Annotated in this window: 15 protein-coding genes, 1 other RNA gene and 2 pseudogenes; 11 read left to right on the top strand and 7 right to left on the bottom strand. The window is 41.1% G+C overall.

Going from position 1 to position 23,262, the window contains the following annotated elements; genetic code table 11:
* From C7B62_RS17325 to C7B62_RS17305, 5 genes and pseudogenes are all read left to right on the top strand, one after another.
* Positions 1 to 644, top strand: a 644-nt coding sequence (locus C7B62_RS17325) for a histidinol-phosphate transaminase (RefSeq protein ID WP_146132128.1), incomplete at its 5' end; no start/stop codon positions are given.
* Positions 645 to 721: 77 nt separating this feature from the next.
* Positions 722 to 1,108: pseudogene (locus C7B62_RS17320) on the top strand (four helix bundle protein).
* A 72-nt stretch (positions 1,109 to 1,180) separates the two neighbouring features.
* On the top strand, positions 1,181 to 2,629 hold the full coding sequence (locus C7B62_RS17315; RefSeq protein ID WP_106239582.1) for an NAD(P)/FAD-dependent oxidoreductase: 1,449 nt from the start codon (positions 1,181 to 1,183) through the stop codon (positions 2,627 to 2,629).
* Between the two features lie 58 nt (positions 2,630 to 2,687).
* Positions 2,688 to 3,317 (top strand): dTMP kinase, encoded by a 630-nt coding sequence (tmk, locus tag C7B62_RS17310; protein ID WP_106239579.1) that lies wholly within the window; start codon positions 2,688 to 2,690, stop codon positions 3,315 to 3,317.
* 325 nt (positions 3,318 to 3,642) lie between these two features.
* Positions 3,643 to 9,240 carry a translocation/assembly module TamB domain-containing protein gene (locus tag C7B62_RS17305; RefSeq protein WP_233220016.1) on the top strand — a complete coding sequence of 1,866 codons (5,598 nt, stop codon included), beginning with the start codon at positions 3,643 to 3,645 and terminating at the stop codon, positions 9,238 to 9,240.
* Positions 9,241 to 9,298: 58 nt separating this feature from the next.
* Here C7B62_RS17305 and clpX read toward each other — a convergent pair whose 3' ends face one another.
* The 3 genes from clpX to tig all read right to left on the bottom strand — a co-directional run bounded on the left by clpX (position 9,299) and on the right by tig (position 12,958).
* Complete coding sequence (gene clpX, locus C7B62_RS17300) at positions 9,299 to 10,642, bottom strand: ATP-dependent protease ATP-binding subunit ClpX (protein ID WP_106239575.1); 1,344 nt, start codon at positions 10,640 to 10,642, stop codon at positions 9,299 to 9,301.
* A gap of 22 nt (positions 10,643 to 10,664) precedes the next feature.
* Entirely contained in the window at positions 10,665 to 11,345 is a 681-nt protein-coding gene (gene clpP, locus C7B62_RS17295) for an ATP-dependent Clp endopeptidase proteolytic subunit ClpP (RefSeq protein ID WP_106239572.1), read from the bottom strand.
* A gap of 215 nt (positions 11,346 to 11,560) precedes the next feature.
* Positions 11,561 to 12,958 (bottom strand): trigger factor, encoded by a 1,398-nt coding sequence (gene tig, locus C7B62_RS17290; protein WP_106239569.1) that lies wholly within the window; start codon positions 12,956 to 12,958, stop codon positions 11,561 to 11,563.
* Positions 12,959 to 13,561: 603 nt separating this feature from the next.
* Here tig and C7B62_RS17285 point away from each other — a divergent pair.
* From C7B62_RS17285 to C7B62_RS17275, 3 genes are all read left to right on the top strand, one after another.
* On the top strand, positions 13,562 to 14,605 hold the full coding sequence (locus tag C7B62_RS17285; protein WP_106239565.1) for an aspartate-semialdehyde dehydrogenase: 1,044 nt from the start codon (positions 13,562 to 13,564) through the stop codon (positions 14,603 to 14,605).
* A gap of 60 nt (positions 14,606 to 14,665) precedes the next feature.
* Positions 14,666 to 15,556 (top strand): 4-hydroxy-tetrahydrodipicolinate synthase, encoded by an 891-nt coding sequence (dapA, locus tag C7B62_RS17280; RefSeq protein WP_106239562.1) that lies wholly within the window; start codon positions 14,666 to 14,668, stop codon positions 15,554 to 15,556.
* A 275-nt stretch (positions 15,557 to 15,831) separates the two neighbouring features.
* Positions 15,832 to 17,637 carry a ribonuclease J gene (locus C7B62_RS17275; protein WP_106239558.1) on the top strand — a complete coding sequence of 602 codons (1,806 nt, stop codon included), beginning with the start codon at positions 15,832 to 15,834 and terminating at the stop codon, positions 17,635 to 17,637.
* 145 nt (positions 17,638 to 17,782) lie between these two features.
* Here C7B62_RS17275 and rnc read toward each other — a convergent pair whose 3' ends face one another.
* Positions 17,783 to 18,529, bottom strand: a complete 747-nt coding sequence (rnc, locus tag C7B62_RS17270) for a ribonuclease III (protein WP_106239586.1) — start codon at positions 18,527 to 18,529, stop codon at positions 17,783 to 17,785.
* 23 nt (positions 18,530 to 18,552) lie between these two features.
* An RNA gene (gene rnpB, locus C7B62_RS17265) (RNase P RNA component class A) lies at positions 18,553 to 18,958 on the bottom strand.
* A 202-nt stretch (positions 18,959 to 19,160) separates the two neighbouring features.
* Between rnpB and C7B62_RS17260 the strand changes: the two genes are divergently transcribed.
* The 3 genes from C7B62_RS17260 to C7B62_RS17250 are packed head-to-tail and all read left to right on the top strand — an operon-like array spanning position 19,161 to position 21,066.
* On the top strand, positions 19,161 to 19,760 hold the full coding sequence (locus C7B62_RS17260) for a DUF3611 family protein (RefSeq protein ID WP_106239553.1): 600 nt from the start codon (positions 19,161 to 19,163) through the stop codon (positions 19,758 to 19,760).
* A gap of 14 nt (positions 19,761 to 19,774) precedes the next feature.
* Positions 19,775 to 20,125, top strand: a complete 351-nt coding sequence (locus C7B62_RS17255; RefSeq protein WP_106239549.1) for a DUF565 domain-containing protein — start codon at positions 19,775 to 19,777, stop codon at positions 20,123 to 20,125.
* A 2-nt stretch (positions 20,126 to 20,127) separates the two neighbouring features.
* A complete protein-coding gene (locus tag C7B62_RS17250; RefSeq protein WP_106239545.1) occupies positions 20,128 to 21,066 on the top strand; it encodes a glycerate kinase in 939 nt (312 codons plus the stop codon).
* Between the two features lie 212 nt (positions 21,067 to 21,278).
* On the opposite strand, the gene C7B62_RS17245 is transcribed toward C7B62_RS17250, so the two are convergent.
* Both C7B62_RS17245 and C7B62_RS25795 read right to left on the bottom strand, forming a co-directional pair.
* Positions 21,279 to 21,800, bottom strand: coding sequence for a DUF937 domain-containing protein (locus C7B62_RS17245; protein ID WP_106239541.1), 522 nt, complete (start codon positions 21,798 to 21,800; stop codon positions 21,279 to 21,281).
* 27 nt (positions 21,801 to 21,827) lie between these two features.
* A pseudogene (locus C7B62_RS25795) lies at positions 21,828 to 23,262 on the bottom strand (S-layer family protein); the annotation flags it as partial.

Genomic DNA, 23,262 nt, shown 5'->3' with positions numbered 1-23,262 from the left:
CCCCCCAACCTCAATCAGGATTACTCCTCAACAACCCCCACAACCCTACGGGCAAATTATGGACAAGAGAGGAAATCTTGCCCTATTTAAAGCAATTTAACCTAGTGGTTATTGATGAAGCCTTTATGGACTTTCTAACCCCCGCTCAAGAGCAAAGCTTGATTCCTTGGGTTGCTGAATATCCTAATTTAGTCATTCTACGCTCTTTGACTAAGTTTTATAGTCTGCCTGGACTACGTATCGGTTATGCGATCGCTCATCCCGACCGATTAAAAAAATGGCAGCAGTGGCGCGATCCTTGGTCAGTTAATACCCTAGCAGCAGCAGCAACGGCAGCAGCCCTACAAGACCACGAATTTCAGCAACAAACTTGGAATTGGTTAACTCCTGCGCGATCGCGTTTATTCGAGCAGCTAGAAGCTATTCCTGGACTCGATCCTCTACAGGGCGCAGCAAATTATCTCTTGGTAAAGACAGAAATTTCAGCAACCAAATTACAAGAGCAATTGCTCAGAAATTATCAAATTGTAATTCGCGACTGTCTAAGCTTTCCTGAATTGGGCGATCGCTATTTTCGGCTTGCAGTACGTTTACCCCCAGAGAATGATGCTTTAACCGAGGCTATTAGGGAGATGGGGAGATAGGGAGATGGGGAGATGGGGAGATAGGGAAGTAGGGAAAATAAAAATGCAGCGAAATCAACCAAAATTTATCCTAAAGGATACACTTCGTTATTAGTAACCATGAAGATTTAGGAGTCTATAAAATTGCCTTCGAGACTGCTATGGAAATATTTGAACTTTCTAAAAATTTTCCTCAAGAGGAAAAATATTCTTTAACCGATTAAATTAGACGTTCTTCTCGTTCAGTGCGCGCTAATTTATCTGAAGCATGGCGAAGAAGAAGGTATAAAGGTTCATTTATACTCAGGTTGAATGATGCAGAGGCGGAAGTGGCAGAAACTCAGGTTTGGCTAAAGTTTGCAGTTAAATGCCAATATTTAAATATAGATTCGGGAAGAAAGCTCTATAGCCAATATAATCAAATTTTGGCATTAATTGTCACTATGATTAATAGTGCCGATAAATGGATGTTAACAAAAAAATGAATTATTAATGTTCCCCAATTCCCTAATTCCCCAACTCCCCAATCCACCAATTTTCTATAGTGAAAAATCAACATGGCTGTAGACTATGACTTGGTAGTAATTGGTAGTAGTTGGGTGGGTATTTATGCAGCGCAGAAGGCAGTGCAACTTCAGGCTCGTGTTGCTTTGGTGACAAGCTGTGATGATTTATTTTTGCCTAATGATGCCTTAGTGAATAATATCCTCAGTGAAGTTGGATGCTGGAATGATCGACTAGCAAATAATCCTGTTACTAAAGTTTCAGCCAGAGTTTCTCTCACAGCAGCTAAAGATTGTCTAAACAGAGTTACTTCGACAATCCAAACCAAGAATTCGTTGGCTAATTTAGCTGCTTTAGGGGTTGATGTAATTACAGGGAAGGGAGAGTTTTGTCGTTTGCCTCATCTAGCTTTTCAGACTGCTCAGCGTAAATTGCGATCGCGTGCTTTTCTTTTGGCTACAGGTGCTAATTATGCTTCAGAATTTGTCGATCAGTACGGTGTGAATAATTACCTGACTTTACGGGATTTATGGCAGACAGATCTGGCAAGTTTAGGGCAAGAGATTATTATTGTGGGTAGCGATCCTGCTGCTTTGGAATTAGCACAAACTTTAGCTAGGTTTGAGAAAACTATCACTTTAGTTACGGCACAGTCGAGAATCTTACCCCTAGAAGATCCTGAATTTGCCTTATTGCTACAAGCGCAGTTGGAAGCAGAAGGGATTAAGCTTTATCTTAATTCGCCGATGAGTCAGATTAAAACTATTGATGGACAAAAATGGGTACAGGCAGGCGATCGCGCTTTGAGTGCCGAGCAAATTATTATTGCTGATGCTCGACAGCCTAATATTGCAGGTTTGAACTTAGCAGGAGTAGGGGTTAAATACGATCGCCAAAGAGTTTATGTTAATCGCAAATTGCAAACAACCAACCCAAATATTTACGCCTGTGGGGATATCATTGGTGGTTATAGCCTGCCTAATTTTGCACGCTATGAAGCTAATGTAATCCTGAAAAACACCTTATTTTTTCCCTGGTATCGGGCGAATTACCATGCTCTACCTTGGGTAATTTCAACCCAGCCTAATTTTGCTAGAGTTGGTTTAACCACTCAACAAGCTCAACAGCAATACGGCGATGATTTATATCTAGTCACAGAATATTTTGCTGATTTAGAGCGATCGCCAATAGGAGATTATCCTACGGGCATGTGTAAGTTGTTAGTTAGAGAAAATGGCGAAATTGTCGGCTGTAGTTTAATTAGCGATCGCGCAGAAGAATTAATTACGGCGATCGCCTTAATGATGCAACACCAAATTAAACTAGAATCAAACCCCATGCGCGGATTAACTTCTTTATCATTACCAACTACTTATTTGAGTCAGTCTGAAATCTGGCAGCGCGTTTGGAATAATTATTATCAGCAAAAGCTACAGCGAAATCCACGATTATTAAATCGTCTCCGAAGTTGGTGTTCCCTCCGCAAAGAATGGCATCAGTAATTAACAATGAGCAATGAGCAATGAACAGTAATTAGTAATTAGTAATCAGTAATCAGTAATGAATCAAAGGCTTTTTATTGTATTTGAAGGAATCGATAGTTCAGGTAAAACTACTCAGGCTGAGTTGTTAAAAAATAGCTTAATTGCCAACCAACAACAAGCTGTAATTAGTCCAGAGCCTTCTAATGGTATTATTGGTAATTTAATTCGCCAAGCTTTAAAAAAAAGAATTATCTTTAGTAAAGAACAAGATTTATTTGATCAGCAAATGGCTTATCTATTCGCTGCCGATCGCCACGATCATTTATATAATGATGTAGATGGAGTTTTTAAATTAATTAAAGATAATTACCATGTTATTAGTACTAGATATTACTTCTCTTCTTTGGCATATAATTGCGATACTGTAGAACAATTTAATTTTATTCAAAAGCTAAACGATCGCTTTCCTAATCCAGATCTAACCATTTATCTAGACATCCCAATTGAAGTTTCTTTAGCCAGATTACAAGAACGTTCTTTACAAGAAATATATGAGACAAAAGCTAAATTAACTAAAGTTAAAGAACAATATCAGCAGATATTTACTGCTTACCAGGGTAAAGCGATTGCTATTGATGGAACTCAAGATCAGCAGCAGATTCATCAAACAATAGTTGCTCAAGTACAAGCTATTACTAAAGCATAAACTTCAACTTTAAAAAGCTAAGAAGCTCAGAAGCTCACAGCTACCATCTTTTAACTCAAATATTTTTTGTTGCTTAGAATTTACTTTAACCTTGATCTGAATTTTCATTTTTATTAGATTTAATTAGATAAACAATCTAACTATTATTTAGCGCTTTAAAATAAAATCATAGCTATACTGGTCATTGTTAAAAAAATCTTAAATAGAGGAAACTATTTAGCAAATTTTTTCTTCTATAATCTATAGATTCAACCAAGATACTACAGCATACAGCTGAAAAATTTTGTCTTTACTGGCAGTTTCAGCTATAAAACATAACAATCAGATGAACCAAGATTCTGAGTATCATTCAGATAAAACAGCTAATTCTGGCGATCGCCCAGTAAAGTCTCATCGGAAATGGCGCGAGATAGTCATGGCAGTTTCTCTGTTGCTTGTGAGTGGTACTGGATTGGGCTTAATCTATGGTTGGTATCTGATTCAACGTAAGTTAATTCCGCTAATTGAAACCGAAGCAGGTAATTATCTCCATCGCCCTCTAGAGTTGGGGGAATTAAGATCCATCTCTTTCACGGGAGCTAGTTTTGGCGAGAGTGCTTTACCTTCTACCTCAGAAAATCCTGATTTTGTCAAAACCAAGGGAGTAAAGGTTAATTTTGCACCTTTGCATTTTCTCCGTCAAAAGGAATTGAAGTTAGATCTGACTTTAGTAAAGCCTGATGTCTATATAGAGCAAGCTGAATCTAAACTGTGGACTCCTACGGATTTTGGCTCAGACAAAGAATCTAAAGGAAAAATCAAGGTAGAGGTTAAGTCAATTCAACTAGATGAAGGACAGCTTTCTCTAGTCGCCTATAATTCTCAGACTAATAGTTTAAATCCTGCGGTAATTGCCAATATAGACGAGATTACTATTCGTCCCCAGGATGATGCGATTAAGTTTGATGCCGCAGCCGAACTGATTCAAGGGGGCAAATTTACTGTTAATGGCAAAGGTTATAGCAAGACGGGAATTATTGACTTAGATCTGATTGCACGGCAGTTGAAAGCATCTGAAGTAAGTAATTTGCTGGCGTTACCGATCGAGTTAGAGCGGGGGAACCTTGATGGCAAGCTGGGTGTAACTCTCACAGAAGATGAGCCGATTCCTCAATTACAAGGAGCATTAGATCTAGATAATGTGAGCCTACAAATCCCTGGTTTAGTTAAGCCTTTTAGCGGTAGTCAGGGCAAACTTCGTTTTGAGGGTTCAAAGATTAATTTCAATCGTCTGGCGACCAATTTTGGTGAGGTTTCAGGACTTGCTTCTGGCTCGTTAAATTTAGCAGAGGCAGGAAATTACCAGATCAATACGCAGGTTAAGCCAGTGGCAGCGCAAAAAGTCATTGAGGCTTTAGAACTTGATGCTCCTGTCCCTATTAAAGGCAAAATAGGCGGAAATGTCGCGGTTAGAGGTAGCTTAGAAGCCCCCGTCGTCCAGTTCGAGCTGGCTACTACTAGCCCTAGTAGTATAGATCAGGTAGATTTCCAAGAAATTAATGCTGATTTAGAATTAATCGGTACAACTTTAAATGTTAGACAGTTTACCTCCTCGCCTAAAGGTGGGGGAACAATTGTCGGCAATGGTAAGTTTCAGCTAGACGGGTTGCAAAACCTAGCCTTTAACGTCCAGGCAGCGGGAGTTTCGGCTAAAGCGATCGCCAGTGGTTATCAAAATCAGCTGCCCGTAGATATTGGTCAAATTTCTGGTCAAACGAATATATCAGCCCAAGCAACAGATCTCTCGACTCTACGTTTTCGTAACGGCAAAGCTAATTTTGACCTGGGCAACGGTATAGTTGAGGTAGATAATCTCGACTATGGCAAGGGTGTTTGGTCATCAAAGCTAACGGCTTCTGGTGTAGAGTTTGGCAGTTTACCGATTGGCAAAGGTAGTGCGCCAACTATTGCCCAAGGTTTAGTCACTGGTGTCTTCGACGTTTCAGGAACGAAAGATTTTGGTAATTTAAATCAGGTCAAGGCGAAGGGTCAAGCAAACCTCAATACCGTTGGCGGAAAAGTTGCCATACCTAAAATTGTGATTAATCAGGGTAACTGGACGGCGGATACCACAACTAAGAACTTAAAACTCCAGCGTTTATTTCCCGACTTACCTGACGAATTTAATGATAATCTCAGCGGAAAATTTTATCTCACGGGCAATATTCCCGATCAGGCGCAGCCTCAAACATTGATTAACGGTTTTGGAGATTTGACTTTAGCCCAGGGACAAGTCAAGGTAGATGATTTAAAAATTGTCGATCAAGACTGGACAGCGATCGCCCAAGGTACTAATCTTAAGCTCAAACAATTAAGCTCCAGTACTCCCGATCAGTTTGCTGGATTAATTAACGGCAGTCTCAAACTAGCTGGAACGATCGACAATATTACCCCAGAGGGGATTAAAGCCACAGGCAACGGTAGTTTAACTCTGCCAGAAGGAATATTTCAGGCGCAAAACCTGGCGATCGCCAATGGTAGATTTAACGCTCAGTTGACTCCTCAGCAGGTAGATTTGAGTTTATTTGCCGATCCCAATTCTGATGAACTTGAGCTTAAGGGCAAACTGGGGGGACAGTTAGCAGTTGCGGGTAAGGTAGACAATCTTAGTCCCACTGCGGTAACGGCTAAGGGTAATCTCAGTTTTAGTCAAGGAATTGACCTTCTGGAAAACCCTTTATCCGCCACCCTCGCCTGGGATGGCAAACGCCTAAATGTGCTGCAAGCTAAAGGTAATAGTTTGAATGCCCAGGGCTATGTAGTGCTGGACAAATCTTTTTTTAGCGATATTCCCGATCAGCTGGCTGCGGTAGATTATTTTGAATTTGACGTTCGAGAAGCCCGCAGCCTCAATCTGAAAAAACTGCGTCTACCATTACCTAATTGGGCGAAGAACTTGGATTATGCAGGACGAGGAGACTTCTCTGGCAAGATTAGGGGTGTGCCTTCTGCCATGAACATTAACGGTAATTTAAGTCTTAATAATCTTCGTGTTGAGGAGCTAAATTTTGCGCCTTTGTTGAGGGGGAATGTCCAGGTATCACCCGCAACAGGGGTGAAACTCAATCTCCAAGAAGTTTTAACTAGACCTCTATTATCCGCTACGTCAAATGTGGATAATCAATCTCGCTCTCTAGATCAAATTAAGCTGGTTTTAGATCCTAATTTTTCTCCTTTAATGTTGGCGCTCGTTCAAGACGATTTTCGAGTAATGGGAACAGGGAGACAAAAAATTCTCAACCTGACTACCGCCAATGTTCCCATCGAACTGCTCAAAACTATTGCGCTCAAAAGTGGCGAGCTGAAAATCCCTAAAAATATTGCTCTGCAACCAGTCAAAGGCAGTATGTCTGGAGATTTTAGCTTTAATCTTGAGACTTTAGCCACGACGGGGAATAATCTTGTGATCGAAAAACCAGCCTTGGCAAGCATTAGGGGCGATCGCCTAGCAGGTAATTTTCAATACGCTGATGGTTATTTTGCCATTCAAGATGTCGAATTTCAGCAAAGAGACAGTATTTACAAGCTCAAAGGTAATTTAAACCAAAAACCAGACGATCTAGAGCTAGATGGCGAAATCAGCGTCAATGGGGGACAGATTCAGGATATTTTAGTTGCTATGCAAATTTTTGAACTGACTGATTTTGCCCGTATTTTTAGCGATCGCGCTTATGGTAAAGCCGCCGATCTATATCAGCCAGCAAGTTCCTCTGGTAAGCCATTATTCGATCTTGGTTTAAAGGATGCTCCTGTGATTGACCAACTTCAGCTATTGGCCGCCATTCAAGCTTGGCTGGCTTCGGTACAGGAAGAAAGACAAACAGCTTTAGTTCCAGATCTGAAAAATCTGCGGGGAACTTTTGATGGCAAAATTGACATGTTTGGGTCTTTAAAAAAAGGCATCACTTCAGAATTTGATTTTATCGGTCAAGAATGGCATTGGGGTAATTTAACTGGCGAGAAGATTATCGCCAAAGGAAATCTTCGCGAAGGTATTTTGACTTTACTACCTATTTCGGTTCAACTTCGAGATCTGAGCAAAGCTAATTCGGTTCAAAAGATTCACAACAATAATATTTTGCCAACCCTACTATTTACAGGTACTTTTGGCGGAGCTACTCAATCAGGGCAGTTTAGATTAGTAGATGTACCAATGAAATTAATTGAACAGTTATTTTCTTTACCTCCAGAACCAGCTGTAGATGGTCTAATTAATGCTACTGCCAGTATTGCAGGGAGCAAAGATAATCCTCAAGCAAGGGGAGAAATTAGTATTGATGATGCCTCGTTAAATGAAACCTCCATCCAATCAACCAAAGGTAGCTTTAACTATAAGCAGTCTCGTTTAGAATTTTCTGCCAGCAGTATAATTGCCGAAAATGCCGATCCTTTGACTCTTCGAGGTAGTGTTCCCTATCAACTGCCCTTTGCTAAAGCTGAACCCAAAAGCGATCGCCTGGAACTACAGCTGAACGTGAAAGACAAAGGCTTGGCTTTGTTAGATATTTTTTCGCGGGGAGAATTAAAGTGGATTGATGGTGCGGGTCAGATTGCCCTAGATATTACGGGAATTCTTGACCAAGAGCAAAATCTCCCACGTAAGCTATCAGCTCAAGGCACAGCCAACATTAAAAATGCGACCATTGCTGCCAAGAGTTTACCCAAGAATTTGCTTACCAAGATCAACAGCCAGGTATTTTTTGATCTAGATAATGTGCGCGTCAATAACTTTGAAGGGGATTTTGGCGGAGGTAAAATTACCGCAGCTGGTACTATTCCCTTTGGTGATACAGCCCCGCTTAATCCTTTGAGCATCAACTTCAATGACATTCAAAAAGTTACTATTCCCAAACTATATAACGGAGGAGTAAGAGGCAACCTTCAGATCCTAGGCAAGGCAACTGAACCCAGTATTGCTGGCGATTTGACTCTATTTGACGGCACAATTGTGCTGAACGATGACAGTGAAAGTAATAACGATCAAGCCAAACCTACTAATCTTAGCGATCGCGTCAATGCCATTGCTCAACGTAATGCTGCTGAACAAGGAATTGCTGCGGTGACTCAATATAAAAATCTTAAATTACGTTTAGGAAAAGATATTCAAATTAGCCAGCAGCCGATCTTTACCTTTACAGCGACGGGAAACCTAGACATCAATGGTACTTTTCTTCAGCCCAGTCCCAACGGTACGATTAGGTTAAAACGAGGTCAGGTTAATCTCTTTACCACTCAGTTAAATTTATCGCGAGACTATCAAAACACGGCTCGTTTTTCCAGCAACAACGTTCTCGATCCTTTCTTAGATGTTTTATTAGTTGGTTCAGCGATCGAAGCCAGTAACCGCAGCGTTCCTAGTGAGTTATCGCCGACAGAAATTCCCGATTCTGGGCTAACAACCTTAGAAACTATTCGAGTCTCCGCCAAAGTAAAAGGACTTGCCAGTCAAATCACCAATAAAATAGAGCTGACCAGTAGTCCTCCTCGTAGTCCAGCAGAAATTGCGGTCTTGTTAGGAGGAGGTTTTGTCGAAGCTTTGACCAACAGCAACGGTACTTCTGGATTGGCTACTTTAGCTGGTTCAGCACTCTTTGGTAGTTTAAATGGAGAATTTAACAACATTTTTCCCATTGGTGAACTACGACTGTTTCCTACGCCGATTATTGACGAAAATCGAGATAATCAAGGAGATGGGCTAGCAGGAGAAATCGCCTTTGACTTAATTAAGAATTTATCTTTCTCGGTGCTGAAAATTTTAAATAATGACACCCCTGCTCAATTTGGTTTTCGCTATCGTTTTAACGACAACTTTGTCTTGCGGGGTTCGAGTAATTTTCAAGAAGATGGCACTAGAGGGCTGATTGAATATGAACTAAGGTTTTGATTATTAACCAAAGCACCATCAACCTCTAAACTTAACTTACATCACAGTGAGCTTTTGACTAAGCTGATTCTGGCTTGCGATAGGAAGCAGGATGAACAATTAATTCCGCAGTAGAACGCTTTTCTACCATTTCTTCAGTAATCGTACATTGATAAACATCTTCGCGGGAAGGAATCTCATACATCACTTCCAGCATCAATTCTTCAACAATGCCTCTTAAAGCTCTTGCACCAGTCTTACGGCGAAAAGCTTCTTTAGCTAAGGCTTTAATCGCACCTTCGGTGAATTCTAGCTCAATATTATCCATTCTCAAAAGCTTTTGGTATTGCTTGACAATGGCATTACGGGGTTGAGTTAAGATTTGTACTAAAGTTTCTTCATCCAGAGGCTCTAAGGCTGCGGTAACAGGAATTCGTCCGACAAATTCAGGAATCATTCCAAACTTCACTAGATCGTCTAACTCTAATTTCTGCAAAATATCAGCAGTACGTTTTTCTTTTAGTCCAGACCGTTCTCCTTTCTGGATAAACCCAATTGATTTTTTCCCCAGACGACGCTCAACTACTTTATCTAGACCAACAAACGCACCTCCACAGATAAATAGGATGTTTTTAGTATCTATCTGGATACAGTCTTGGTAGGGATGCTTGCGACCACCTTGGGGCGGGACATTCGCCACTGTTCCTTCCAGCATTTTCAAGAGTGCTTGCTGCACCCCTTCTCCTGAGACATCGCGAGTAATTGAGGCATTTTCGCTTTTACGAGCAATCTTATCAATCTCGTCAATATAGATAATTCCTCGTTGGGCTTCTTCTACATCTAAATCGGCTACCTGCAACAGTCTTAGTAAGATATTTTCAACATCTTCTCCCACATATCCTGCTTCAGTCAGAGTAGTGGCATCAGCGACCGCAAAGGGAACTTGTAAGACTTTAGCCAGAGTTTGTGCAAGCAGCGTCTTACCACAGCCTGTCGGCCCAATTAGCAGCACGTTGGATTTCTGTAGCTCAACAGAATCTTCCGCGTCTTTAGCTTTATTGGCTATGCTCAGGCGTTTATAGTGATTGTAGACCCCTACTGAAAGAACTTTTTTTGCTTCTTCTTGACCAATGACATGTTCATCCAGACACTTTTTAATTTCGATGGGCTTAGGAATATCGCCAAAAGCAATACCACCCACTCTAGATTTACGTTTCTTTGGTGGTTTGGCTTCAGCATTACCAGGCACAGCAGGAGAAGAGACTATTGCCCCGTCTTCGATTAACTCCTCATCTAGAATTTCGTTACACAGTTCTACACATTCGTCACAAATATATACCCCAGGGCCAGCAATTAATTTTCTGACCTGTTCCTGAGATTTTCCGCAAAACGAACATTTTAGATGGGAGTCGTATTTAGACATATAGACCTCTGACTAATAAAGTTTAGGTAGTGGGCGTAAGGGTCGCTGGCGATTTAGTAATAACTTTATCGATTAAGCCATATTCCACAGCATCTTCTGAAGACATATAGAAATCTCTTTCTGTATCGGCAGCTATCTTATCAAAAGGTTGACCAGTATGTCCTGCAATCAGTTCATTAAGTCTTTGCTTAATATAAAGAATTTCTTTAGCTTGAATTTCAATATCGGTAGCCTGTCCCTGTGCGCCTCCTAAAGGCTGATGAATCATAATTCGTGAGCTAGGTAAGGCCATCCGCTTTCCTTTAGTACCACCAGATAACAAGAAAGCACCCATACTGGCAGCAATACCATAACAAATTGTTACCACATCTGGTTGAATTTGCTGCATGGTGTCATACATTGCCAGACCTGAATAGACTGAACCACCAGGAGAATTGATGTAAATTTGAATATCTTTTTCAGGATCTTCCGCTTCGAGGTATAGTAACTGAGCAACTACAGAATCAGCAACCTTATCGTCAATAGGTGTTCCCAAAAAGATAATGCGCTCTCGCAATAGACGAGAGTAGATATCAAAAGCGCGTTCTCCAATGCCTGACTGTTCTACCACCATGGGTACAACATTACCTTCAGTAAGTATTGAGCTTACTTGAGGTAGGTTTTTGCTAACGCGAAAGCTATAAGGGGAATGCGATTCTAGCATAAGTTTTTGCCAAAAATTTGTCACTATTTTGATATGTAATGGGCATTAAACAATTACAGTTAATTGTTTAGCAGCTCTTTATTTATTATGACTCAACTTAAGAACCATCAATAGCAGAGATTGAACAAGAATGCTAATGAAGAAAATCAGGACAACTTCAACTCAATTATAGTTCTGCTTTTTAGTTCGACCTTAGCAATTTGACTTATCAAGGGTTATTCAGAATCGGCAACTACTTCTACTTCAACAGTTTCCACTTCTGCCTCAGAATCTATGGTTTCTTCTGCCGCTTCTTGAAGAGAACCTTCTGGGACAAGCTCTATTTGAGCTTTATCACGTAAAAACTTATAGGTGTTTTCAGTTAGTAAGTCACTAGTAACCATTGCTAGTAGACGCTCCTCGTCTACTTCTTGTCCCGCTAGCTGCGATCTAATTTCCGAGATTTTGGCCTCAATCTCAGCCTGGTTGGGTTCTAGTGCTTCTTTTTTAGCTATTTCCTGGAGAATCAATGACTTTTGTAAATTTGATACCGCTTCAGGGCGAGCATTATCTCGCAACATAGGGATATTATCAGAGTTGAACAACTGTCTGACATCCAAACCCATTTGCTGCATCTGCATCAGGGTTTTACTCAAGACGCTAGTAACTTCTTCCTGTACCAATGATTCTGGCAGATCGATTTGGTTTTGCTCCATCAGAGCAGTGGCGATCGCCTCATTGATGTTACTGTTGGTTTGATTTTGGGCTTGTTCTTGAAACTGTTTGACTATCGAATCTTTATAAGCTGTGAAGGTGTCAAATTCATCCTCGCTGACATCTTGAGCAAAATCATCGTCTAGTTCAGGTAATTCTTTAGTTTTCAACTCATTGAGGGTAATACTAAAGATGGCTGGTTTACCTGCTAAATCTTCCTGGGGATAATCTTCAGGGAAGGTAACAGACACATCCTTGGTTTCTTCAGGCCTCATCCCCACAATGCCTTCTACCATGCCAGGAATTAGCTTGCCTTCGGCTATTTCTACCTGAAAATTAGTGGCGCTACCCCCTTCAATTTCCTTGTTCTCTTCTTCTGGGAGAATCCCTTTAAAATCAACAAATGCCACGTCTCCCATTTGAGCAGCGCGTTCTTCTACGGGAACTAGATCGGCTTTTTCTTCTCGACGCTGATTGATAAAGTCATCGACTTTTTCTGGCTGATAGACTATCTCTTCTGCTTTAACGCTGAGATGATTATAATCAGCTAACTCTATGCTGGGAGGAACATCTACCGCCACGGAAAAGCTAATCGCATCCCCTGGATTATATTGTCCTAACAGTTCATCAAAATTGGAGCGTAAATTGGGTTGACCAAGAGCCTTAATCGATTCTTGCTCAATGGCATCCTGTAAAGATTTTTGAATTAATTCTTCGAGGGCTGCGGCCTTAATGCGATCGTTACCGATTCTTTGTAAAAGAATGCGTCGAGGTACTTTTCCTTTACGAAACCCAGGAATATTGCTGGAACGGGAAAGGTTTTGCACCATTTTTTCGTAGGCATTTCGAGACGCTTCTGGAGCAATTTCTATATTTAAACCAACTTGACTTTCAGGAAGTCTCTCCTGGGTTACTTTCATCGATGCTAATATCTCAAAACTACTAGGTTAATTTTAGGGTGGATCTAGGTGGGGATAAACTTAAGCTAAAGTTAAAACTGCCAATGTACTTAGTTAATTACTGTTGTAACAATAGTTTGCGTATCAAAATGTAAATAACTAGAGTAATTTGTCACAGTTTTTCTCCATGAACCAATAGTCATAATAATATATCTATTGGCAAGCTATATATTTAATCTTAAATTTAATCTTGACTGGTAAATCAAAAGGTTGCTTTTTTAGATGTAGTTTAATTAAGCAATTAAATTTTGGACTGCTAAAATTAAAGCCAAAATCATTTTATCTGGCAGTATAAATTTGCTAGTAGTATTACAGACTATCAAACCTCAATCGAGATCATTCAAGACCTTATGATATTATCTAGCAAGAATTAAAAGAAACTGTTTTACTTGAGAAATAGATTAATTATCTAAAATTGAATAACACTCAAAGAGATTTGGCTTGTTCATACTTTCGGTTTGATACCAGCGATACAGGGATAAAAATCTAGTATGGGCAGATAATGTTTAAAGGTCAAAAGCGAGCAAAAATTATTAGATGGAGTAAGTTTGGAGGTTAAGATAATTGTTGAAAAAAGTTAATGTAGCTATTTTGGGAGCGACAGGAGCGGTGGGCAAGGAGCTATTGCAGTTACTTGCCGAACGGCAGTTTCCCCTGAAAAATCTCAGATTACTGGCATCTTCTCGTTCGGCGGGAAGTCAAATTGCTTTTAAGGGACAGTCAATAACCGTTGAAGCAGTCAGCGAGAATTCTTTTCAAGATATTGATATTGTCTTGGCATCAGCAGGGGGGTCTACTTCTAAAGAGTGGGTGCATCAAGCAGTAGCTGCTGGAGCGGTTGTGATTGACAACTCTAGCGCCTTTAGAATGGATGACAATGTGCCTTTGGTTGTGCCAGAAATTAATCCAGAAGCTGCTGCCCAGCATCACGGTATTATTGCCAATCCTAACTGCACTACTATCTTGCTGGGGGTAGCAATTTATCCTCTATATCGAGTACAGAGAATTAAACGCATAATTGTCGCCACTTATCAATCTGCCTCAGGGGCGGGAGCTAGAGCGATGACAGAGGCAATGGTTCAAGCTCAGGATATTTTAAACGGCAAGCAACCCCAAGCCGAAGTTTTACCCTATCCGATCGCCTTTAATTTATTTCCCCATAATTCCCCTCTAAACGAGCAGGGATATTGCGAAGAGGAAATGAAAATGGTAAACGAAACTAGGAAGATTTTTGGCGATCCAGATATTGCTGTGACCGCTACCTGTGTGCGAGTACCAGTCTTAAGAGCTCACTCTGAGGCAGTTAATCTAGAGTTTGAGCAACCTTTTAATGTTCAGCAGGCTAGAGAGTTAATTGCCACAGCACCAGGAGTCAAGTTAGTAGAAGACTGGCAGAGTAATTATTTTCCAATGCCTATTGATGCTACAGGGAAAGATCCTGTATTAGTCGGTAGAATTCGGCAGGATCTTTCTTGCGATCGCAGTTTAGAACTGTGGCTGTGTGGCGATCAAATTCGTAAAGGAGCAGCCTTAAATGCCATCCAAATTGCCGAGCTATTGCTACAAAAGAATTTATTAACAGTCTCCAATTCGGCAGTTAGTGCCTAATCAACTAGCTAGCTAGGCAAAATACAGCTTGAAAAAATTAATGATACATGAGTCAGATCAATGCGTGAAGAACCGTTTGGCAGGGTAATAACGGCAATGGTGACCCCATTTGCTGATGATGGCAGTGTTAATTATGAAATTGCCGAGAAACTGGCGGTACATTTGGTAGATAACGGTAGTGATGGTCTAGTAGTTTGTGGCACTACAGGGGAATCTCCAACCTTAAGCTGGTTAGAAGAGTATGAGCTATTTAAAGTTGTCAAGCAGGCAGTTGGCGATCGCGCTAAGATTATTGCAGGGACGGGTTCTAATTCGACAACAGAAGCGATCGCTGCTACAGTAAAAGCAGCCAAACTCGACTTAGATGGTTCGTTGCAGGTTGTACCGTACTACAATAAGCCTCCTCAAGCAGGACTATACGAACATTTTAAAGCGATTGCCGAAGCTTGCCCAGATTTACCAATGATGCTTTACAATGTGCCAGGAAGAACCAGCTGTAATTTGGAGGCAGAAACCGTAGCCAACCTAGCGCAAATAAGCAATATAGTAGCGATCAAAGAAGCCAGTGGAAATCTAGAGCAAGCTTGTAAAATTAGATGTTTAACTCCCACTGATTTCGCCATCTATTCAGGAGAAGATGCTTTAACCTTGCCAATGATGACCGTGGGTAGTTCTGGAGTAGTTAGCGTTGCTTCTCATCTAGTAGGAAAACAGATGCAGTCAATGATCGCTGCTTTTAACGATGGGGATAATCAACGGGCAACCAAAATTCAACTAGAGCTATTTCCCTTGTTTCAAGCGTTGTTTATGACCACCAACCCTATTCCTGTCAAAACTGCTTTGAGATTACAGGGGTGGCAAACAGGTAAGTTGCGAACACCATTATGTGAGCTACAATTAGATCTATTAGAAAAATTAAAGTTAATTTTACAAAAGCTAAACTTAATTTAGATAACACTAGCAATACCAAAGCATTAACTATTTTGGTAATCAGTAGCTAAAATTTGGATTCCCTAATCAACAGTAGGTCTTTATCAAAAAATATCAAAGCTTGCCTTTGTTGGTGGCTTTTCATAAGTTAACAACTAGTGAATTAAAGTAACTAATTGTTCCAAGTAAAGTAATAGTTCAGTTCTTAGAAAACTCTCTTCAATAGAAATTCTAAGGCGAATTTACAGTTTTTATTGAGTAAATAAAAGGCGAATAACCACATAAAAATAAACCACATGAGCAAAGTAGTCAAAAAAAGCAAAAAATCAACTGTCAAAATTATCCCCTTGGGTGGACTACATGAAATAGGCAAAAACACCTGTGTTTTTGAATATGAAGATGAAATAATTCTGCTAGATGCAGGATTAGGTTTCCCTTCAGATCAAATGCACGGCATTAATATTGTCTTGCCCGATATGACCTACCTGAGAGAAAACTCTCAGCGGATCAAGGGCATGATTGTCACTCATGGTCATGAAGATCATATTGGCGGTATTGCTTATCACCTCAAGCAGTTTGATATCCCCGTAATTTATGGTCCTCGACTAGCAATGTCTCTGTTGAGCGATAAATTAGAAGAGGCAGGAGTTAGCGATCGCACTACGTTAAAAAGCGTTCTGCCCAGAGATATCGTGCAGATTGGTCAGTATTTCCGTGCTGAATATATCCGCAACACCCACTCTATTGCCGATAGCTTTACTGTTGCCATTCATACACCGATTGGCACAATCATCCATTCAGGAGATTTTAAGTTTGATCATACTCCTGTAGATGGCGAACACTTCGACATCCAAAAGCTAGCCGAACATGGAGCAAATGGCGTACTGTGTTTACTGAGCGATTCTACCAACGCAGAAGTCCCAGGACATACTCCTTCCGAGCGTTCAGTATATCCCAACCTAGATCGCATCTTTAGTGCAGCCGAGGGACGGGTCATGGTAACAACCTTCTCCTCTTCGGTGCATCGGGTCAACATGGTCTTAGACCTAGCTCGTAAACATGGTCGCAAGGTTGCAGTTGTCGGACGTTCGATGCTCAATGTAATTGACCATGCGCGAAAACTTGGATATATTCAGTGTCGTGACGATATTTTTGAACCCTTACGTTCAGTCAATCGGTTACCAGATGAGAAAGTTTTAATTCTCTGTACTGGTTCGCAGGGAGAAGAATTAGCAGCGATGACCCGTATTTCTAAAGGGGAACATCGACAAGTTAGAGTGAGAGAAGGAGACACGATCATCTTTTCCGCCAATCCCATTCCTGGCAACACCATCGGCGTAGTTAACACGATTGACCGCTTGATGATGCAGGGAGCAAAAGTAGTCTATGGACGTAAAGAAGGAATTCACGTTTCTGGTCATGGTGCGCGAGAAGACCATAAGCTCATGCTCAATTTAACCAGACCTAAGTTCTTTATCCCCGTTCACGGTGAACACAGAATGTTGGTAGAGCATTCAGGCATGGCTCAAGCAATGGGCATTCCTAAAGAAAACATTGTCATTATCAAAAACGGCAACGTCATCGAATTAACCGAAGATAGCATTGGCGTTAATGGTGAAGTTCCTTCTGGGATTGAACTAGTAGACCGCGCAGGTATCGTTCAAGATAACGTCATGAAAGAAAGACAGCAGCTTGCCGAAGATGGGGTAATTACCGTGGCGGCGGCAATCGACTGGTCAGGACAACTGGTTGCTGCTCCTGCTTTACATCTGCGAGGAGTCGTAACTTCGATCGAACAATCTCTACTGCAACAGTTGGTAAATAGAACTGTCGAAAGAATTTTAAGCGATCGCTGGGATGATTTGAGTGAAACCAAAGATGGTGAAACTGAAGTTGACTGGACAGGAGTACGCTTGGAAATCGAAGGAGGTTTGCAGCGCTTATTGAAGCGAGAATTAAAAAGCCGTCCTTTAGTAGTATTTATGATGCAAATTCCTGAAAAGCAGCCTGCTAAAGCCAGAGCAGCCAGAAGAAGAAAACGTTCTAGTGCCATCACCACGACTAGCTCAACTCCTGCACCTGTAATCTCTAGCCGCAAATAAGCTTTGTTTTAGCCTGAGCAAAAAATGTTGGTATATATTCACGCGTTGTCTATCTTCTAGCAAGAGGCGACGCTTTTTTTGTGGAAAAATGGGGCAAAGATAACGTTTAATTTCTTTATTAGCCTAAAGCTAAATACGCAGCGTTTTAATTATCCCGACCTTTGATTGCTAAAAAAGCTTCCTTGGCAGCAGCTTGTTCTGAAGCTTTTTTCGATCTGCCATAACCCTTACCCAACAACTTACCTTGAAACCAAACTTCTGCTACAAAACGCTGGTCGTGCCAAGAAGCTCTATTGCTAGCTAGCCTTAAAGCTGAATCTAGCTGCTTGTTTTCTGTTACCTTATATTCTGGTAAAGTCTTATATTTTCCCTGAGTCCATTCTTGCAGAGCATCTTTATAATTAAAGCGAGCAGGGTCATTCATTACCTCCACTGCCTTTTTTTGCAAAGCTCTGTCTAACCAAGGACGAATCAGATCCATATTGTGAGTACTTAGATACAGCGCGCCTAATACAGCTTCAAAAGCATCTGCTAACCAAGATTGTCTACCTGTAGGATTACCTGTGGCATTAGTCCCAATCAAAAGATAAGGTTCCATACCATAACTTTCGGCTAACTGAGCTAAAACGCGATCGCTGACTAAAATAGAACGAACCGCAGCAAACTCCCCCACTGGTTCTTGAGGATAGACCTCTAACAACAATTCGGCAGCAATTAAACGCACGACCGAATCCCCCACAAACTCAAGCTGATCGTAGTTATGGGTACGAGACACACTGGGATGAGTCAGAGCTAAATCGAGCAAAGTCCAGTCAATTGGTGCAGTAGCGGACAATCCTAGCTTCTGAATTAGGGTCTGTAGTTGTTTTTGTCTTCTGGGATCTTCAAACATGAAGCAAGGAAAATAAAAGAGAGCAAGAGAGTTGAAACGTAAGCCGGATTCTGTTCTCAGATTATCGTGATTTATAATCCGAGGGTAGTTATCTATCTAGGATGCTTGTTACCAAACACCTCATGCGGTTCTCCTTGGTCGGGATGGGAAAAAGACCAACCCTAATCCCTTCGACCTTGCTCCCTACTGGGGTTTACCGAGCCAGCACCTCTCGATACTGCTGGTGCGCTCTTACCGCACCTTTGCACCCTTACCTAATCAATTATCAGTTGTTGCTGTTTATTGCTCATTGAAAAGGCGGTATTTTTCTGTGGCACTATCCTCGCGATCGCTCGCACTGGGAATTATCCAGCAAGTATGGTCTTTCGGGAGTCCGGACTTTCCTCAAATCTGCCTCTAGGACAAATCTGCAACCACCTCGCCAACTCTCTTGTTTATCTAGTCTATTATTATTTGATATGCAATCTCAAATAATTCTGTAACTTGGTTAAAATTGATCTAGGAATAGATCAATTGTTCTTGGTTGTTTGTTACTAGTTAGTTGAACTGTTGATTAGAATTGTCATCATAAATCTATCTTGATTAAATTGATTAAATTTATTGCTATTGTTTACTTAGGAGAATTTTAACTATGCCCAAGGAATCAGAAATCACGCCTTTTTCTGGTAGTAGCAGCTCTACTCCTCCTCAATCGAAGTCAGCGCGAATGCGCCAAGTAGCTACAGCTCTCAAATGGGCTGGATTGGCTGGCTTTTGGGTGCAGTTGGTCTTGGGAGTTGTCTCCACTGTTACTTTAGCTTTGGCGATCGTCAATCAAGCAGAAAGAAGTAATGCTGGGATCGGATTTAGCTTGTTCTGTGCTGTCTGCGGATTAATTTGTTTGGTTGTGGGAATATGTATTACTTTTAGATATGGCAAAATGGCGAGTAAGTTTTCTCAACCCAACACTCTTCCGCCAAAGAAGTCTACTACTATCAAAATGATTCAAATTGCGATTATCACTAGTATTGTTGGCACAATTATTACCATTATAGGTGGAGAAACAATTACAGGCATAGTACTCTCCAAAACTTTAGCTTTCGATCCCGCCAAAGTTTTCAATAATCAAAGCAATACTGAATTTGTTAATTCTTTAGATGTGTTTATTATTCAAGCCTGTTTCAGCATTATTTTGGCTCACTGTGTTGGATTGGTAAGTTCTTTGTGGATCTATAGCCGGATCGATAATTAGTTAATTAAACAAAAATGCAACGTACCCGTCTTAATACTTTAGTAGAAATTACAGGCGATCGCCTAGAGTTATTGTTTAGTAATCCTTGGCGACGGGTTTCTTTAAGTATCATCAGTCTTTTGCTCGGATTTTTTATGGGTTCGGCAATTGTAACTACCGCTGGGCAAAACGCTGTCTGGGATATTGCAGCTGCTATACTTTTATTTCTGCCAACTGAGCTAATTAGTATGTTGGTGTATCGTCGTCGTCGTCCAGAAAAGGGAACTCCAATTACCAGGCGACCACTTTATCTCGATGTGCTAAATTTGTTTAAAATTGGCTTACTCTACGATATCTTTTTAGAAGCCTTTAAATTGGGATCTTAGCAGTGAGCAGTGAGAATGTATATAGCCGCAGACTGGAAAGTTTAGTTGTTCAGGGTAAGAAGTCTAAGTTTTATGCAGAGCTTGTGACCGAAGTTGAAGTAATCTGCCAGAGTCTTGGATTTCAAGAGCAAGATACTATTCTCGCCACCTTAGAAAAACTATGGCTACCCGTGGCGTTGAATTTAGCTACAGCAAGATGTCAGTTAAATCGGACTTTTATTCAAGGAATTTTAGGTAGTCAAGGAACAGGCAAATCAACCCTTTGTGTAATTCTACGACACATACTTGATTATCTTGGCTTCTCTGTTGCTACCCTCTCTATTGATGATCTCTATCTTACCTACGCTGAAAGACAAACACTACAGCAGCAAGATCCACGTTTAGTCTGGCGAGGACCTCCTGGTACTCATGATCTCGCTTTAGGTATTAAGGTAATTGAACAGTGCCTACAAGAAAATAATACGGCTCAGATTGAGCTACCTCGTTTTGATAAATCTGCTTTTAACGGCGCAGGCGATCGCACTACTCCAGAAATTATCGGGAAACCTGATATTCTCTTATTTGAGGGGTGGTTCGTTGGGGTGCAGCCTATAGACACAAATACTTTTAATAACTGTCCTCCACCTATAGTTACAGAGCAAGATCGACAGTTTGCCAGAGATAATAATCAGCGTCTCCAGGCTTATTTACCTTTATGGTCAAAACTAGATAGCCTGATCGTTCTATATCCTGAAGATTATCGTCTTAGTAAACAGTGGCGCAAAGAAGCCGAACATAAGATGATTGCTGAAGATGGGGATGGGATGAGTGATGATGAGATAAATTTCTTTGTGGAATATTTCTGGAAAGCACTACATCCAGAATTATTTATTCTGCCTTTAACTAAGACTGCTGATCTAGTAGTTAAAATCAAAAGCGATCATTCATTTATCCTTAATTGATAGAAACTCTGGTTTAGACTAGTGCTTTGTCAATTAATTAATGATTGGTGAGCAAGCTTTGAGTAATAAGTAATGAGTAATGAGTTTTTTACCCACTACCCACTACCCACTACCTACTACCTACTACCTACTACCTACTACCTAACCTCAACCCATCAATTAATATTTGACAGACTACTAGACATATTATCGAAAATAGTATCAGGTGGGGTTTATCTACCAAGATAACGAGAAGCCATACTCATCATGTCACTGACATCAACATCGCCATCGCCATCAGTATCAAGAAAGCTGTTTAACACAGGATTACCTCCCTGGAGGTTACCTTTTTGATTGCCTGTCTTTAATAGATTCAGCACTAAAGGCACGAGAATAGGCAGCATTGACTGAATTGTCTGAGAATTCAAGCCAGTGCGTTGGCTAATTTGCGTAATCATACTTTGTAGCTGGGAACTACCAAATAAAGCTGATAACACCTGAGGGCTAGCCTGAGTCCCTCCAAACTGATTTAACATCTGATTGACCTGGGCTGTACCACCCTGATTACGCTGCTGTTGTAGCGCCGACTTAGTATAGCTGCCCACAATTGACATTGCCGATTCTACCGCGCTGGGTTTAGCTTGATAATTACCACTTAACTGCTGTACCGTGTCTAGGATTGAACTTAGCTGATTATTGCTCGCTTCTTGTTGGGGATTATCGATCGCACTGACGATTTGATTGAAGATATTCATTTTGATTTACTAAAGTTAATTTAATGTTTAATGATGACAATTTGTACTCTGGATCGGTGAATTATTAGGTAAGCCAGCTCCAGCATTGGCTGTCAGCACCACCTGACCATTAGGATGACGATACCAGCCACGGGCAGGAACAGGTAAAGAGGTTTGTTTGATTGGTGTTTTTATAGTAGCAGTAGGAGTAAACTCAATCAGCGATCGCGCATTTAATGGCTCTTGGGGTCGATTGGGCAAGCCACCACGACCAGTGATCGTTAGCTGACTAATATTGTTGTTTAGTTGTGAGGGACAAGCTACCGCAACTTGTTGTTGGGGTTGAGTTAGTTGCTGGGGTACATCTAAAGAATTTAGGGTAGTCGGTTCTAGAGTTTCGATGTCTACCACCCCGTCTAAACCTAATTCTGAACTAGCAGTTACCTGGCAAGAATCACAGAGAAACAATCCTTGGGTGTCAATTTGAATATTTCCTCCTTGTCCTCTAAAGGCATTAGCAGTGACACGACTACCCTCTAAAGCGAGCAGATTATTCGCCTGGATAGTAATATTACCACCGTTGCCAGTTCCTCTTGATGTGGCAGTGGTAAAACTCCCTCCTCGCCAAAAAATATTGCCAGCATTTAAGCTGATATTGCCACCCTCACCAGATTGAGTATCTGCGGAGATTGTGCCTTGGCGGTCAATTATAATCGAGTCTGCATTTACCTCCAGACTGCCTGCATCACCACTACCTGTAGAGCCGATGGAAAGAGCTGCGCGATCGTCAATCTTTAACTGTGAGGTATTAATTGTTAAATCGCCACCGTTGCCGGTAGTTGTGGGGAGTAATCGCGCTCCTACGGAAATATTACTAACTGCATCGCCTACATTTCCTGTGACGGTTACTGATTCACGGGCATTAATCGCGACGTTACCACCATTGCCTCGACCAAGTGTAGAAGCCGTAATTCGTCCTCCCTGCAAAATTTCTAATCGACTAGTATCAACTGCGATATTGCCGCCTCTACCACTAAATAAAGTATTGTTGGAAATAAAAGAACCATCTACTACCAGCGATTCTGAGGTATTAAGCACAATAGATCCTGCTGCTCCGTTTCCTGCCGTGGCAGTAGCAATTAAACCTCCTTGTTTCATGGCTAGATTCGTGGTTTTAATATTAATTCTGCCCGCATTACCAGTACTAATAGAGGCAGCGATGATACCATCATTGATTTGGTCGATGCTCAAGCTTGCTAAAAATTCAGGGGTAATTATTTGGGGATCGAACAGAGTTGATTGAACTTGTTCAAAGCTAGATCCAGTAATATTTACAGAATCTTGAGCAGTAATGTCAATATTGCCCCCTGTTCCCGTGCCTAAGACAGAAGCGTTGATTAGTCCACGGTTGAGTTGTAGCACTTTGGTATCGATCCTAATATTGCCCCCTGATCCATCTTGCGTGGTGGCAGATAAAGCCCCT

It is taken from the genome of Pleurocapsa sp. CCALA 161, assembly GCF_003003995.1.
GTDB lineage: Bacteria > Cyanobacteriota > Cyanobacteriia > Cyanobacteriales > Xenococcaceae > Waterburya.
Note: the sequence above shows the minus strand (reverse complement) of the source record. Positions and strands in the feature narration are given on the sequence as shown.

Bases quoted from the DNA above. Each gene is read 5' to 3' on its own strand.
- C7B62_RS17315 (WP_106239582.1), top strand. From the start codon at position 1,181: ATGGCTGTAGACTATGACTTGGTAGTAATTGGTAGTAGTTGGGTGGGT.
- tmk (WP_106239579.1), top strand. From the start codon at position 2,688: ATGAATCAAAGGCTTTTTATTGTATTTGAAGGAATCGATAGTTCAGGT.
- C7B62_RS17305 (WP_233220016.1), top strand. From the start codon at position 3,643: ATGAACCAAGATTCTGAGTATCATTCAGATAAAACAGCTAATTCTGGC.
- clpX (WP_106239575.1), bottom strand. From the start codon at position 10,642: ATGTCTAAATACGACTCCCATCTAAAATGTTCGTTTTGCGGAAAATCT.
- clpP (WP_106239572.1), bottom strand. From the start codon at position 11,345: ATGCTAGAATCGCATTCCCCTTATAGCTTTCGCGTTAGCAAAAACCTA.
- tig (WP_106239569.1), bottom strand. From the start codon at position 12,958: ATGAAAGTAACCCAGGAGAGACTTCCTGAAAGTCAAGTTGGTTTAAAT.
- dapA (WP_106239562.1), top strand. From the start codon at position 14,666: ATGCGTGAAGAACCGTTTGGCAGGGTAATAACGGCAATGGTGACCCCA.
- C7B62_RS17275 (WP_106239558.1), top strand. From the start codon at position 15,832: ATGAGCAAAGTAGTCAAAAAAAGCAAAAAATCAACTGTCAAAATTATC.
- rnc (WP_106239586.1), bottom strand. From the start codon at position 18,529: ATGTTTGAAGATCCCAGAAGACAAAAACAACTACAGACCCTAATTCAG.
- C7B62_RS17260 (WP_106239553.1), top strand. From the start codon at position 19,161: ATGCCCAAGGAATCAGAAATCACGCCTTTTTCTGGTAGTAGCAGCTCT.
- C7B62_RS17255 (WP_106239549.1), top strand. From the start codon at position 19,775: ATGCAACGTACCCGTCTTAATACTTTAGTAGAAATTACAGGCGATCGC.
- C7B62_RS17245 (WP_106239541.1), bottom strand. From the start codon at position 21,800: ATGAATATCTTCAATCAAATCGTCAGTGCGATCGATAATCCCCAACAA.